General features: G+C 39.7%; 15 protein-coding genes. 2 read left to right on the plus strand and 13 right to left on the minus strand.

Features of this window, described 5'->3' with window-relative positions; translation table 11 throughout:
- Positions 1-89: 89 nt before the first annotated feature.
- Both secDF and AC0VXV_RS12960 read right to left on the minus strand, forming a co-directional pair.
- Entirely contained in the window at positions 90-2,363 is a 2,274-nt protein-coding gene (gene secDF, locus AC0VXV_RS12955; protein WP_475528582.1) for a protein translocase subunit SecDF, read from the minus strand.
- A gap of 215 nt (positions 2,364-2,578) precedes the next feature.
- On the minus strand, positions 2,579-2,887 hold the full coding sequence (locus AC0VXV_RS12960; protein ID WP_475528583.1) for a post-transcriptional regulator: 309 nt from the start codon (positions 2,885-2,887) through the stop codon (positions 2,579-2,581).
- Positions 2,888-3,019: 132 nt separating this feature from the next.
- Here AC0VXV_RS12960 and AC0VXV_RS12965 point away from each other — a divergent pair, with 132 nt between their 5' ends.
- Positions 3,020-4,489, plus strand: a complete 1,470-nt coding sequence (locus AC0VXV_RS12965) for a putative polysaccharide biosynthesis protein (protein ID WP_475528585.1) — start codon at positions 3,020-3,022, stop codon at positions 4,487-4,489.
- On the opposite strand, the gene AC0VXV_RS12970 is transcribed toward AC0VXV_RS12965, so the two are convergent.
- From AC0VXV_RS12970 to AC0VXV_RS13005, 8 genes are all read right to left on the minus strand, one after another.
- Positions 4,469-5,110, minus strand: a complete 642-nt coding sequence (locus AC0VXV_RS12970; RefSeq protein WP_475528587.1) for a DUF421 domain-containing protein — start codon at positions 5,108-5,110, stop codon at positions 4,469-4,471. The two genes, AC0VXV_RS12965 and AC0VXV_RS12970, sit on opposite strands and share 21 nt — an antisense overlap.
- 96 nt (positions 5,111-5,206) lie before the next feature.
- Positions 5,207-5,467 (minus strand): preprotein translocase subunit YajC, encoded by a 261-nt coding sequence (yajC, locus tag AC0VXV_RS12975; protein WP_014823349.1) that lies wholly within the window; start codon positions 5,465-5,467, stop codon positions 5,207-5,209.
- A 128-nt stretch (positions 5,468-5,595) separates the two neighbouring features.
- Entirely contained in the window at positions 5,596-6,753 is a 1,158-nt protein-coding gene (gene tgt, locus AC0VXV_RS12980; protein WP_079528009.1) for a tRNA guanosine(34) transglycosylase Tgt, read from the minus strand.
- A 117-nt stretch (positions 6,754-6,870) separates the two neighbouring features.
- The gene (gene queA, locus AC0VXV_RS12985) at positions 6,871-7,908 is read right to left on the minus strand and encodes a tRNA preQ1(34) S-adenosylmethionine ribosyltransferase-isomerase QueA (protein ID WP_475528589.1); all 1,038 of its coding nucleotides are present in this window, start codon (positions 7,906-7,908) and stop codon (positions 6,871-6,873) included.
- A gap of 15 nt (positions 7,909-7,923) precedes the next feature.
- Positions 7,924-8,928, minus strand: coding sequence for a Holliday junction branch migration DNA helicase RuvB (gene ruvB, locus AC0VXV_RS12990; RefSeq protein ID WP_475528591.1), 1,005 nt, complete (start codon positions 8,926-8,928; stop codon positions 7,924-7,926).
- A gap of 15 nt (positions 8,929-8,943) precedes the next feature.
- Positions 8,944-9,564: a Holliday junction branch migration protein RuvA gene (ruvA, locus tag AC0VXV_RS12995; protein ID WP_475528593.1), complete on the minus strand. Its 621-nt coding sequence runs from the start codon at positions 9,562-9,564 to the stop codon at positions 8,944-8,946.
- A 153-nt stretch (positions 9,565-9,717) separates the two neighbouring features.
- Positions 9,718-10,500 (minus strand): phosphotransferase, encoded by a 783-nt coding sequence (locus AC0VXV_RS13000; RefSeq protein WP_475528595.1) that lies wholly within the window; start codon positions 10,498-10,500, stop codon positions 9,718-9,720.
- A gap of 50 nt (positions 10,501-10,550) precedes the next feature.
- Positions 10,551-11,603, minus strand: a complete 1,053-nt coding sequence (locus tag AC0VXV_RS13005; protein ID WP_475528596.1) for a LysM peptidoglycan-binding domain-containing protein — start codon at positions 11,601-11,603, stop codon at positions 10,551-10,553.
- A 124-nt stretch (positions 11,604-11,727) separates the two neighbouring features.
- Here AC0VXV_RS13005 and AC0VXV_RS13010 point away from each other — a divergent pair, with 124 nt between their 5' ends.
- On the plus strand, positions 11,728-12,255 hold the full coding sequence (locus tag AC0VXV_RS13010) for a transcription repressor NadR (protein ID WP_350477565.1): 528 nt from the start codon (positions 11,728-11,730) through the stop codon (positions 12,253-12,255).
- Between the two features lie 51 nt (positions 12,256-12,306).
- Here AC0VXV_RS13010 and AC0VXV_RS13015 read toward each other — a convergent pair whose 3' ends face one another.
- From AC0VXV_RS13015 to AC0VXV_RS13025, 3 genes are read right to left on the minus strand one after another with little or no spacing between them, the layout of a single operon-like run.
- Positions 12,307-13,599, minus strand: a complete 1,293-nt coding sequence (locus tag AC0VXV_RS13015) for an FtsW/RodA/SpoVE family cell cycle protein (protein ID WP_475528598.1) — start codon at positions 13,597-13,599, stop codon at positions 12,307-12,309.
- The gene (locus tag AC0VXV_RS13020; RefSeq protein ID WP_475528599.1) at positions 13,589-13,984 is read right to left on the minus strand and encodes a helix-turn-helix transcriptional regulator; all 396 of its coding nucleotides are present in this window, start codon (positions 13,982-13,984) and stop codon (positions 13,589-13,591) included. Before AC0VXV_RS13020 ends, AC0VXV_RS13015 begins: the two co-directional genes overlap by 11 nt.
- Positions 13,977-14,522, minus strand: a complete 546-nt coding sequence (locus tag AC0VXV_RS13025; RefSeq protein WP_475528601.1) for a sigma-70 family RNA polymerase sigma factor — start codon at positions 14,520-14,522, stop codon at positions 13,977-13,979. Before AC0VXV_RS13025 ends, AC0VXV_RS13020 begins: the two co-directional genes overlap by 8 nt.
- Positions 14,523-14,806: the final 284 nt, after the last annotated feature.

Genomic DNA, 14,806 nt, shown 5'->3' on the forward strand with positions numbered 1-14,806 from the left:
GCTTTATTTAAGGAATTTATTCCTTTTTTTCGATGAGGGTAAACAAAAACCGCGTAATTTGCAGAAGTGCAATTACGCGGTTAATATTCTTAAACTTGTGGCTCGTCTGAACCCCATTGTTTTTTCTCTTTTTTCACAACAGAAGTACCTTTTTTGTCCATTTCACGGCATTTTAGTGAATACCAAACTTGTGCCGCAATACAGATTGAAGAGTAAATCCCTGTAATTAACCCGATTAATAGAGCGATTGAGAAGTTTTGAATAGAAGGAGCACCTAAGAAAATCAATGCTATAACTACTACAATAACCGTCAATACTGTATTAACGGAACGTCCCATAGTTTGACGAAGAGATTTGTTGACGATCAACGCAAGCTCTTCTTTCGTCGTAATTTTTTCGTGACGGTCAATATTTTCACGAATACGGTCAAACGTTACAATGGTATCGTTTATTGAATAACCAACAATCGTTAATACTGCAGCGATAAATGTAATATCTACCTCTAAACGCAGCATACTGAAAATCACGATAATAAAGAATACATCATGCAGTAATGAAATAATGGCACCTAGACCCATACGCCATTCAAAGCGAATCGCTACATAAATAATAATGCCGAGTGCTGCCAATACCAATGCATACATCGCATTTTCTGCAAGTTCTTTTCCGACTGTAGCCGAAACAGTACTTAAGCTTGGCTCATGACCGTACTTTTCGTTTACCTGCGCAGAAAAATCAAGTACTTCTTGTTGAGTGAAGTCATCTTTATAACGCATTACCGCAATTGTGTGTTCATCGCCTGAGATTACAACATCATCGTTTGCAAAGCCGATTTCATCCAGATAATCTACAACTTCTTCTTGTACTAGCGCCGTATCGGATTTAATCTCTACCCGTGTACCTTGAGAAAAATCAATTCCCAGATTCAGCTTGAATACGCCGAGTACAACAATACCTGCAACTAAAATAATTGTAGATATCACATAGAATTTTTTACGGTTTCCAACGAAATCAAATTTATCGAATTTCGTTGTTAAATCTAGTGAAGTAATTCCTTCATCAAGTGAATGCTGTTTCGATCTACTAATTCCGAACCATGCCGGATTATTGAAGTAGCCGCTGTTTACAAGTAGCCCCTGCAATAAGCGAGAACCCCATACAGCAGTTACAAATGATAGTAAAATCGAAATGATTAACGTCGTTGCGAAACCTTTAACAGAACTTGTACCGTAGTAGAATAATACGACAGCAGCAAGCAAAGTTGTCAGCTGTGCATCGATAATTGCTGATAAAGATTGCTTAGAACCTAGTTTGAATGCGTCTTTTACAGAATGGCCAACACGCAGTTCTTCACGAATACGTTCTGCTGTTAAAATGTTCGCATCAACGGCCATCCCGATCCCTAATACAATTGCTGCAATCCCCGGTAATGTTAATACAGCATTAATACCATTAAAGACGATTAATACTAAATATGTGAATACCGATAATGTAATAATTGAGATAACGCCCGGTAAACGATAATAGATCAGCATGAACAGGAAGATTAGCAGTACGCCGACAACCCCTGCAAATACTGTATCATTTAATGCGTCTTTACCGAATTGTGCTCCAACCGATGTTGAATAAATTTCCGTTAACTTAACAGGTAAAGAACCTGCATTTAATACAGACGCAAAGTTTTTCGTTTCTTCTACTGTGAAGTTGCCCGAAATCATAACATCTGTTGTATTTAATACTTGTGTTACAGAAGCAGCTGACTGGAATTTCTGTTCGCCTGGTGGTTTTTTGCTTTCTTCAGCGTATGAATCTACGCCCTCTTCAAAATCCAACCAAACAACTAATAAGTTATTCGGTGCGCCCATGCTCATAACTTTCTGAGTCACTTCCGCAAATTTAGCCGCGTCTTTCAATGTTAAAGTTACGATTGGCTGGTTCTGCTGGTCAAATGACGCTGCTGCGCCACCTTCCTTTAAATCTGTACCATCCAATAAAATATTGTCATTTACATCACGGAAAGTTAAATTCGCTGTACTAGATAATAGCTCACGAGCAGAATCCTGATCTGTCAAACCGGCAAGCTGAACACGAATTCGGTCTTCCCCTTCTATTTGAATGCTTGGCTCACTAACACCGAATGCATTTATACGATTGTTTAATGCCGTCGTTGTATCCGCCAGTACACTCTGGGTAATCGCCTGTCCATCAACAAGTGATTCCACTTTATAAAGTACTTCAAATCCACCTTGAAGGTCCAATCCAAGTTTTACATCGTTTAAAACCTTCTCTACCGTTGTGCCCATTCCTGTAAATAGCAATGCTACGACAAGAACGAACGTAATGATACGGTTTGCTAATTTCATTAAAAAATCCTCCTCAATATCACACTAAAAGCGGTGTGATGTAAAACGTAAAAATTACTTTCCACAAACTATGTATTCATTTCAATAATTTCCTGAATTACTTTTCAAAAATAACAATCCAATAGTTTGAAAAGCACAACACTCTCATTATGAAACAGCTAGTGGAAACTGTCAAATTATTACTAGATAATTTATTATATAATTCTTATTTTTCCCTACTCTTTAAGCGGTTGAAATAAACTTTGGAGCTCTTCATTGGAAAGATTCAAGTTCAATTCATTGCGCTTAAAATCCCTTATTTGCATATAGCTTAGCACTTCCGAAGCCGTTGCACCGAAAATGCCGGATGTCAGCTCATGCAACCGCATATTTTGCACATCTTTTTTGCGCCACACCTTATCAATGCAATATTTCCATAAATCCTGTTCTGTTATTGAATCATATCCATAGTAATGGAATTCTTCAATTTTGTTCGTCAATATAAGCTGTACCTTTTCGTAAAGGCCGAAAAATGGAATTTGCATGTCGATCACTCCTGAACTTAGGTTTTAACTGCGATTACTACTGCATACTTTATTGTATATGAATGAAATTAAATTGAGAAGGGAGAAAGCAGAAGTTATTTGGGCTCATTTCTAAAAGGAACATTATTTTTAATGTTTGTCATATTTATTTCAAAATGTCTTGGGTTTATGTACAGAATGCAGTTTATGCGTATTGCCGGGGAGGAAGCGGTCGGGCTCTATATGACGGCTTATCCGACATTTATATTTTTCATTTCGCTTATTCAATTAGGTATTCCGATTGCCATTTCCAAGCTGATTGCAGAATACCATGCGAAAAAGAAAACGGAACATGTCACATCCGTAATGAAAGCGGCAATCAAAATTTCCGCCATTTCAATTATTTTATTTAGCCCTTTCATTTATTTTGCTATTCCGTATATCGCAAAAGTGCTTTTACATAATGAAAACCTTATTTTCACTCTTTATATTAGCCTTTTCACAATTCCAATCGTGATCTTTTCAAGCTTAATAAAAGCATATTTGCAAGGTTTAGCGAAAATTGCACCAACTGCATGGGCACAGCTTCTTGAGCAGCTTGTACGGATTGGTCTCATTGTCGTATTGTTGCCTTATTTCATTTCGGAATCGCCTGCATTGACAGCAGCAGCCGCTATGGGGATAACTGCAATTGGTGAGATTTTTTCATTACTGTTTTTGGCGATTTTCTATAAGCGCTCAAGTAAAATGTTCAAAAAGGGATCAACAGGCACTTCCTTCACAAAGCCGATTTTTAATATTGCATTGCCATCAGCCGGCAGTAAGTTGTTTGGTACCTTTACATGGTTTTTGGAACCGATCATTTTCTTAAAGGCACTGACGGTTTCAGGATTGGCTGCAGGCGCCGCCACTACATTATACGGAATCATCTCAGGTGTGCACATACCACTATTGCTGTTCCCTGCTTTCATACCTGCTGCATTGGCAATAGTCCTAATTCCTGCTGTAAGTAGCGCATTGGCGAGCAACAATTACCCGTTGCTGAATAAGCGTATTACCCATTCATTACGGCTATCTTCATTAATTGGCTGTATGGCCGCTACTGTATTTTTCATACACGGTGATGAGTTGACAATGGTGCTGTTCCATTTGGAGGAAAATCGCGGCTATATGAAAATATTGGCACCTATTTTTTATTTTTACTATATACAGAGTCCGCTTCATTCCATTTTACAAGCACTTGATGAAGCACAGGCTGCCATGATGAATTCCATCTATGGGGGAATCGGGAAACTGTTTTTACTGTTTTTCCTTGCTTCACAACCAGCCATACAGGAAAAAGGTGCGATTATCGCAATAGGCTTTGGCGTACTTATCACATCCTTTTTACACATCGCTTCAATTAAACAACAGAAAAAAATCAACGTCGGTTTTAGATTTTTCGTTCTGCCTTACGGAATTTTTATCCTTACATCGATTGTGCAGCCGATCATTACTGTGGGATTGCCGCTAATTGTAAGCTGTTCGATTACAATCGGAATGGTATTACTTCTACTGTTCCTTACTAGACAAATTCGTTTTACTGATTTCCAGTATCTTCGTTCAATTTTTTCGCGCTCGTAATTGGACAAACCACTTTCCGTCTTCATAGCTGCAGTAAAAAATATCCCTTATATTCGGATAGCCGTTAACCAGTAATTCACGAACGAGCCAGTCTTCATCTTTACCAATAATTTTTAAATGTCTTTTATCAACATAGCCATCCAAAATGAGAGGCAAAATAAATCCGCCCTGATTCTTTTGATAAATCGATAGCTTTCCTGATTGCTCCAAAAAAGCATAGGCAACATCCTGTATAGAGCAGACTCCCTGTTCACGTAATTGCTGGAGTAAGTCATCGAGATTGTAGCGCTGCTTTTTCATCTCCATCTCACAGATAAATCCGTCGCGGATAACAAGAGAGGGATCGCCTTCAATAAAGTCACGCAGCTTTTTATTTTTTAATATGAGCCAGGAATTTAAATATTGAATTAAAAATAATAAAATAATAGGCAAAACGGCTTTGAAAAATTGCCGGTCATAATCGTCCAGTGCGATTGCAGCTACTTCAGCCATCAATACGAATATCGCCAAATCGACAATACTGAGTTCACCAACTTCACGTTTGCCCATTAGACGGAAAACGATGAGTAAAATAATATATAAAACAATTGTTCGAAATATAATTAATGTATAATCTTCCAATTGATTCACCTCTCATACAATAGCTTGTTCTAAATTGCATGAAAGATACAAAAAAGCTTGTGGAAAATAAATTTCCACAAGCTTTTTTAAGAACATTTATACCGATTCTACACGGCCAATTGCTTGGCGTTCGAATTTTAAACGTGTATTTCCGTCAACGATTAAATAGACAGTCGTATCTTCAATTGCATCAACTTCTCCGTGTAAGCCACCTACAGTAACTACTTTATCACCACGTTTTAAGCTGTTTTGCATTGTAGCAGTTGCTTTTTGACGTTTTTGTGCCGGACGAATTAAAATGAACCACATCGCAACGAACATTACGATAATCGGTAAAAATTGTACTAAACCTTCCATTTTCAAATTGCCCCCTTTCTCTATCTCTTTCTCACTTACCTAGTATAGTATAGAATTGCACGTTATTGCGCAAAAAACTCTTTTTTTTCTTAAAAAATTATATTAAATTTCGGAATTCGAACATATTTTTAGAAGTTTTTAGCATTTGGTTTATTGTAACCGTACTTTTCAAAGAACTCTTCTTTGAAATCACCTAGACGGTCTTCGCGGATAGCCTGGCGGACATCTTCCATTAATTTAATAAGGAAGCGCAGGTTGTGGTATGACGTTAAACGTAAACCAAATGTTTCTTCCGTACGTAATAAATGACGCACATAAGCACGTGTATAATTTTTACATGTGTAGCAGTCGCAATTTTCATCGATTGGCGTAAAGTCTTTTGCATATTTTGCATTTTTGATGACCATACGTCCTTCAGATGTCATTAATGTACCGTTACGTGCAATACGTGTTGGTAATACACAGTCAAACATATCGATACCGCGCATAGCTCCATCGATTAAAGAATCCGGTGAACCGACCCCCATTAAATAGCGTGGTTTATTTGCCGGCATCATAGGTGCAGTAAAGTCCAATACTTTGTTCATAATATCTTTAGGCTCACCAACTGATAAACCGCCGATTGCATAACCCGGGAAATCCAGCTCAACTAAAGCTTCAGCCGATTTACGGCGCAGCTCTTCATATTCTCCGCCTTGAATAATACCGAACAGTCCTTGCTCGTCAGGGCGCTGGTGTGCTTCTTTACAGCGTTTTGCCCAACGTGTTGTACGGTCAACAGAAGCTTCCATGTATTCGTATGTCGCCGGGAATGGCGGACATTCATCAAATGCCATCATAATATCAGAACCTAAGTCGTTTTGGATTTCCATCGCCTTTTCCGGTGATAAAAACAGCTTGTCTCCATTTAAATGGTTACGGAAATAAACGCCTTCTTCTTCGATTTTACGGAATTTTGATAATGAAAATACTTGGAATCCGCCTGAATCCGTTAAAATTGGACGATCCCAGTTCATGAATTTATGCAGTCCGCCTGCTTCTTTCACGATATCATTCCCTGGACGCAACCATAGATGATATGTGTTTGACAGAATAATTCCTGCATTCATTTCTTTTAATTCTTCAGGGCTCATTGCTTTTACTGTCGCTTGTGTACCGACCGGCATAAATGTTGGTGTTTCAAATGAACCGTGTGGTGTATGGACAATACCTAATCGCGCACCTGTCTGTGCACATGTTTTAATCAATTCATAACGAATTGGTGGTTGTTTTGTTGTTTCAGTCATAATAAAAAAATCCTCTCGTTTCTAAAGTAAACACAGTACTTCGAATGAAAACACCTACTAAGTTTAGTAGGTGTTGCACAAATCATTATTGTATATAGGTTTTTGTTTAATTGCAAATTACTTAGCCGGGCGGATAAACATGGCATCGCCAAAGCTGAAGAAACGGTATTTTTCCATAACCGCTTGTTCATAGGCGTTCATAATTGTTTCCTTTGAAGCAAGTGCGCTGACAAGCATTACTAATGTCGACTTCGGCAAATGGAAGTTAGTAATGAGTCCGTCGATTGCTTTATATTCATATCCAGGATAAATGAAAATATTTGTCCATCCTTGAGAAGCGACAATTTTTCCGTCATTTTTCGATGCGACTGTTTCAAGTGTTCGAGTTGAAGTTGTCCCTACCGATATAACCTTGCCCCCTGCTTGTTTGACACGTTCAATTACAGCCGCTGCCTCTTCTGTCACACTGTAAAATTCAGAATGCATATCATGGTCCTCAATCGTATCCACACTTACAGGGCGGAATGTACCAAGTCCTACGTGCAGTGTAATAAATACGACTTCTACACCTTTTGCTTTAATCGCTTCAAGTAAAGGCTGCGTAAAATGCAGACCCGCTGTTGGTGCCGCTGCAGAACCTCGCTCTTTCGCATAAACCGTTTGATAACGATCTTGGTCATCCAACTTTTCCCGGATATATGGCGGTAATGGCATTTCACCAAGTTGATCTAAAATTTCATAAAAGATCCCGTCATATGTGAATTTAAAAGTACGGCCGCCGTGATCCAGCTCACCCGTACAAGTTGCCGTCAATAGTCCGTCACCAAAAGTGACGACAGTACCTGTTTTTACACGCTTTGCTGGCTTTACTAACGTCTCCCACTCGTCGTCATTTGTCTGTTTTAACAGTAATAATTCAATGTTCGCACCCGTATTAGCTTTGGCACCCATTAAGCGTGCCGGCAATACACGTGTATCATTCAACACAAGGCAATCCCCTGCATTTAACTCATCTAAAATATGACCGAATGTGTGATGCTCCACTTCCAGTGAGTTCGGATTTACTACCATTAAACGGCTCGCTGTACGGTCCAATAATGGTGTTTGGGCAATTAATTCCTCTGGTAAATAAAAATCAAAATCTTCTACTTTCACGTTCAAAACTTCCTTCTATTCATTTTGTGTCGGTGGATAACCGAAATGGTCGTAACATAGATTTGTCGCAATTCGGCCGCGTGGTGTCCGTTGGATAAATCCGATTTGCAGTAAATATGGTTCATATACATCTTCAATCGTAATGCGCTCTTCACCGATCGATGCCGCTAATGCATCCAATCCGACAGGCCCCCCGCCGAATCTTTCAATCATTGACTGCATAAGTTTATGATCGATATGATCAAGTCCACGAGGATCGACTTGTAGCAGTTCTAATGCCTGCTCAGCAAGACTTGTGGAAACAATGCCATCTGCCAATACTTGTGCGTAGTCACGGACACGCTTTAACAATCGATTTGCAATACGAGGTGTCCCTCGGGACCTGCGGGCGATTTCAAATGCCGCATGCTTATCGAGCGTAACACCGAATAATTCGCCGGAGCGGATTACTATTTCAGCGAGTGACTGTTCATCATAATACTCGAGGCGGGATAATACACCAAAACGGTCACGAAGTGGAGCAGATAAAGCACCCGCTCTCGTTGTTGCACCGACGAGTGTAAATGGCGGCAATTCCAATCGGATCGAACGGGCTTCAGGACCTTTTCCGACAACGATATCTAGACAGAAATCTTCCATTGCCGAATAAAGCACTTCTTCAATCGCTCTAGGCAGGCGATGAATTTCATCGATAAAAAGTACATCCCCTGCTTCAAGTGAGCTTAAAATCGCTGCTAAATCCCCAGGCCGCTCAATCGCAGGACCGCTCGTCATCTTTACATTTACATCCATCTCATTTGCAATGACGATCGCTAACGTCGTCTTCCCTAAACCTGGTGGACCATAAAGGAGAACATGGTCAAGACTTTCCTGACGTAGCTTAGCGGCTTCGATAAAGATTTTCAGGTTTTCTTTCACTTTATCCTGGCCTATGTATTGCGCGAGACGCTGTGGTCTTAAAGATAGCTCAAACTGCTGCTCGGCATCTGTTGCTTCACCAGAAAGTACACGGTCTGACATGATTCTCACTCCTTTTTATTTCAATTTCAACAACAGCTTTAATGCCTGTTTAATATAGGCGTCTGTCGTCGTTAACTTTTCGTCTTCACTTAATTGCGGTCTGATTTTATCTAATTCTTTTTCCGAATAGCCTAATGCGACAAGTGCCAGCATCGCTTCCTGCAACTCATGCTCATTCGGATTCACTCCAAATAATGGCAGTTCATTTTCGGCGCTCGGTAACTCAACATGGTCAAGCAGCATGTCCAGCTTCCCTTTTAAATCGAGAATCATTTGACGCGCTGTTTTCTTCCCGACACCTGGGAAACGGATTAAAAATGCTTCATCTTCCATTTCAATTGCCTGGATGACTGAAGTTGGATTTCCGCTCGCTAAAATAGCAAGCGCACCTTTGGGACCGATGCCTGATACTTGAATCAGTTTTTTAAATAATTCACGTTGCTCCAAACTATTGAATCCATATAAATTTTGGGCATCTTCACGCACTTGCAATGACACATAGATTTGCTGTTCACTTGCAGATGTACGGAATACAAATGGATTTGGTGTATAAAGCATCCAGCCAATGCCTTGTTGCTCTAATACAATATATTCTGGTGTAACCCTAGTAACCTGTCCTTTTAAATAATCATACATCTTTTTATCCCTCACATTTCTCGCTCTATTATAGCATAAGAACTGTGAATTACCGAACGTATGTTGCACCAAAAAAGAAAAGACCGTCCTTAAAGACAGCCTTTAATAGTTTATCATATTCTTCTCCATCTAACATCGATTATAAACTGCCAATTAGTTTTGCAATGTATCAATTTGTCTTGCAAAAGAATCATAATTTTTCATCCAGTCATAAACAATCGATTGAATAAACGGATAGCAGGAAAGCTTTTGCCGGTCGCTGAGTTTCAAATAGAATAGACATTCCCTTAATATTTCATTCGGGAAAAACAGATAATGAAGCTTTTCCTGCGCTTTATGCAAATAATGATGGTCATTTACAAGTGGCTGGATCTCATACTGAACATGCGGCAATACGCGATGAAGCCATAAAATAATTTCATCTGACGCCTCTCCTAAAGAGGCTAAATCAAAATCAATAAGTTTCACGTCTTCACCACGTAGCATCACATTATGATGAACAACATCCCCATGTAAAATCGTTTGCTTTTCACTCGGAACTGTAATTTGAGCCATTAAACCTAAGGCATAAGAAGCATGATTGACTAAAATATCATAATTGCTTTTTAATAAACGTCTTAGTTCTCTTTCATGATTGATAAAACGCTCAAATCTCCTCGTCCACTTCTCCTGTAATTGATACGTGGACAAGATGCCCGTTTCCGCCCAAGGAATGACCTCATTTGTTTCATGCAGTTTTTCGATTGCATGGAGGGAAAGCTGCTGATGTTCAAAACGTTTATACTCCGCACTTTTCCCTTCAAACCAAAACTGCTTTAATATATGGGGCTCTTCATTTTCAACAAGTGGAATATGATATGGAAATTGTATATTTTCAAGCTCTCGATGAATTGCTTTAACTTTCTGCGCAACAAAACCATTCTCATAGTACTTCATAAAAAAGGACCCTTTATGTGTATCCCACTTCCAGCAATTTTCTTTAATTACTATTGACATGATTTCGGCGGATGTGGCATTGGTTGCATTTGAGGCATCTGATTTGCTGGATATGGCATCATTTGTTGCATTGTATTTTCTGTATACGGCATCATGTGTGGGTGACAACAAGGGTTTGGTTGACGCATCATGTGGTCAATTTCTTCATAATACTGATGTACTAGGTGATCCTTATCCTGGCAATGATCTCCTTTTAATGAAGACTCTTCATGAAAAATTGGCTGCATCTGCATTTGCATCGGCACCGACATGGGCTCCATATACATATTTGGTTGCATATGCATTGGAGATTCCATTGCCATTTGGTTGCATTTTGAACATCCAGGCATTTGTGGCATTGGCATTGGGTGCATATACATTGGAGATTCCATTGCCATTTGATGACATTTCGAACATACAGGCATTTGCGGCATTGGCATTGGCATTGGCATTGGCATTGGCATATGGTGACACGTTGGACACACAGGCATTTGTGGCATTGGCATTGGCATCGGCATTGGCTGGATATATTGCGGTTGTTCGATAAAAATCGGTTGCTGTGGTTGCTGCGGAGGTGGTTGAACAACCGGTTGCTGTGGCATCGGCATTGGTTGCGGTACTGTCACCGTATTTTCAAATGTCGGCTGAACATGTACATGTGTTTGCCAATTCGGCATTGGCATCGGCATCGGCTGAGGTTGCTGGAAATAAATATCCCCTTGCCAAAGCGGCTTTTGCGGCTGTGGCATTGGCATCGGAACCGGTATTGGCGCTGGCGCTGGGGCCGGCTTAACCATTTGCTCTTTTTTCGGCGCTGGTGCTGGTGTTGGCACTGGGGCCGGTGTTGGTACAGGCTGCTCTTTAACAGACTTTGGCTGCTCCTTCATAGGTTGCGGCATTTCTTTTTTCGCTGTCGTGTCCGGTAAATAGATTTCCATTCCCGGAACAATATAGTCAGGGTTTGCTAAATGGGCATTTAATCGCTTTAACTCATCAAAGCCAACCGCGTATTGTTTCGCGATTTTCCACAAAGTATCTCCCTTTTGAACAATATGAACGCGCACTTCTTTCCTCCTTTTCTCGTAATAGCATATGCACAAATTGTGCTATTGCCACAATGTTCACGCTTAGCAAGCGGTAAATATGATAAGATGAAAAGGAACTGGTATGCTAATTGAGGTGAATAGATTGAAAAAATTATTAGGTGAAGAACGGCGTCTGGAACTGCTTGCATTGTTAAAAACTGCTGAACAGCCAATGACAGGTACAGATTTAGCGAAGCATACAAATGTTTCAAGACAAGTCATCGTCAATGATATGAATTTATTGAAAGCACGAAATGAACCGATCGTAGCAACAAGCCAAGGGTATATTTATATGCACAATGTCCAGCAAACACGCCTTCAGCGAAAAATTGTCTGTATGCACAATCCAAATGAAGCAAAAGAAGAACTTTTCATATTGGTCGATTGTGGGGTTACGGTCGAAAGCGTTATTGTCGAACATCCGGTGTATGGAGAAATTACCGCTTCGATTATGGTATCTAACCGCTTGGAAGTCGAGCATTTTGTAAAACGCGTCCAGGAAACTAATGCATTGTATCTTTCTGCATTAACGGATGGTACACACTTACACGTCATTAGCTCAACTTCTGAAGAAAGCTTGAATCTGGCCGAAGAGAAATTACGCCAGCGCGGCTTTTTAATTGAAAACTAAGTTAAAACAGCTTATTCAGAAGACACTTGTCAGATGAATAAGCTGTTTTTCTTATGAATAATTCCGTTGAATACCACTTCTGATGAATGTTTTCCGGCGATATACACTTAGTGCAATCCCGATGACAAATGAGTTTATTAGGAGAGGTGTAAAACCATAGCTTATAAATGGAAGCGATAATCCGATAATCGGCAACCAGCCAAGTATCATGGCAACAGAATATCCAAACTGCATGCAATAAAAAGATACTGTTCCAATTACAAGCATTTTGCCATAGGAACGGGTTAATCGGTTCACTTTCCAAAGTATACGAATGGCGATGGCAAATAATACCGAAACAATGGCAATCCCTGCAATATATCCGAATTCCTGAATAAGCAGTACTAATGCAAAGTCTGTATGCCCTTCCGGAATGTAACGAATCGTTTCTGCCCCCAACCATCCTGCTTCATCTAGTGCATTTTTAACTGCCAAATAAACATAGCCTTCCGTTGTCGCATAGCTAGCCGGATCCAAAAATGCGTATAACCGTACAAGCTGATAATCGTGCAGCCGGGGAACGACCAAGAACATGCTGCTCGCTATAAACCCGCTTACCAATATACTTGTCACAACTTTTGTCTTGGCGGAATAGTCGCTAACAAAAAATAAAACCGTCACTACCCCGGCATAAATGAGGGCCACTACCAGGCTTGGTGCACTTAAAATAAACCATAACGGCAAAACAAATAAGACGATTAACTGCCAGCTTTTAAGTTTTCTTTGCGTAAAAAAGCCTGCCCAAGCAATGAGCAGCAACGGTAAAACGGTCCAAGCCTGAATCTGAATCGGTCCTACCATTAAATAGCTTTGCCCTTGCACCATAGCTGTCGGAAAATAATTTAATACCATTAACAAAATAAGGGCACCAAAATATATAGCTAAACTGAAGCGTTCCAGCTTACGATAATCGATATACATTAATGCTGCAATCAATATTACGGCAAATAAAAGGTGCAGCCATTTATTTCGTATAAAATAACCGGTCATATCAGTCCCAAAAATGATGGTACTGTCAAATGATAAAATCGGGATAAAACTTGCACCTAATAGAATGGCAACCAAACTAATCAGCAACCAGTCCATTTTCGGCCGGTGAATTTCGTCCATCGATTTCCCGATTTCGGACGGAGATCCCATTTCTTCGATTGCTTTTCGTTCGGCTTCCTCCGGTGTATATCCTTTTTTCATCCATGCATTTTTCGAATGTTCAATATGATGCTTTAATTCGTCATAAACATGAACCTGAGCTTCCTTCGAACGAATAAAGGCGGTTACTTTACTTAAAAACCTTTCACTCTGCATGCATGCGCACCCCCAATAGACGTTCCTTCAATGTCAGTTTCACATGCCCGTCTTGCTGTAATTGTTTTTTACCGCTTTTCGTTAACTCGTACCGCTTAATGCCTTCCTCCCAATTAGCACGTACAAATCCATTGCTTTCCTGTTTATGAAGAATTGAATAGACCATCCCCTCATTGTTGACGACATCCTGTATTCCCCTTACATGGAGTAATTGCGTAATTTCAATACCGGACTTTGCTTCAAAAAGTAGTGATAAAATAACCTTTTTCAATTCATCAGCGCTTATCTGTCGCTGAACATTTTCTTTGTGCTGATCTGTAAACTTCGTGCTGGAAAAGGCAGTGCGATCCATCGCTTTTTTCAAATTTTTTAAACGATCATCCATTTTCTTCACGCTCCAGATGTTGTTTTAATAGCTGCTTCCCTTTTCGAAGTCTTGTTTTTACTGTGCTCTCATTAATTTGCAGTACATCGGCCATTTCCTTCATCGTCTGATCTTCGTAATAACATAAATAGATTACTTCACGGTATTTGACCGGCAGCGCCATGACCGCCTTTACTAAATTATCATCTTCCTGCTGCTGGATAACTTCCTGTTCTACGGAAATACTGCTTTCCACTTGCATAAAAACTTCATCATCTTTTGCTTCAACATTTTTGGCATACCAGCTTTTCAGATAATCTTTTGATTGGTTAATTGCAATGCGCCAAAGCCAAGTTTTTAACGACGAGCCATATTGGAAAGAAGGAAGTGCTTTGTAGCATTTCACGAAAATTTCCTGTGTCAGATCCTCGGCAACCGAGTTGTTATGTACATATTGCATGACAAGCTTTAATACGTCTTCTCCGTAATGTTGCATTAGTTCATCTATAATCGCTTCATTTGTTAAGTTAGCGGTATCATTTATTAAATAACCTTCCACCGAAATACCTCCTTTCATCAATTAGACGAGCCCCATTATAGGAAAGTTTGATTTCTTAAACAGAATTTCTAATATCTTTGCAGATCTTATAAAATAAATTATTATGTTCTAATAAAATGGCGATCTTCTAATATACCGTCCCGATGTTCTAATACTTTGCAGCAATATTCTAATATAAACGGTACGCCCATTTTTTTCAGCCCTATACGTATTAAAAAACTCGAATGCGTCTTCAAAATTCATCCAAGTTCTAATAACCACGTTGCTTTTTCTGATAAACGGCT

The sequence above is a fragment of the Solibacillus sp. iso_87 genome (genome assembly GCF_056173085.1).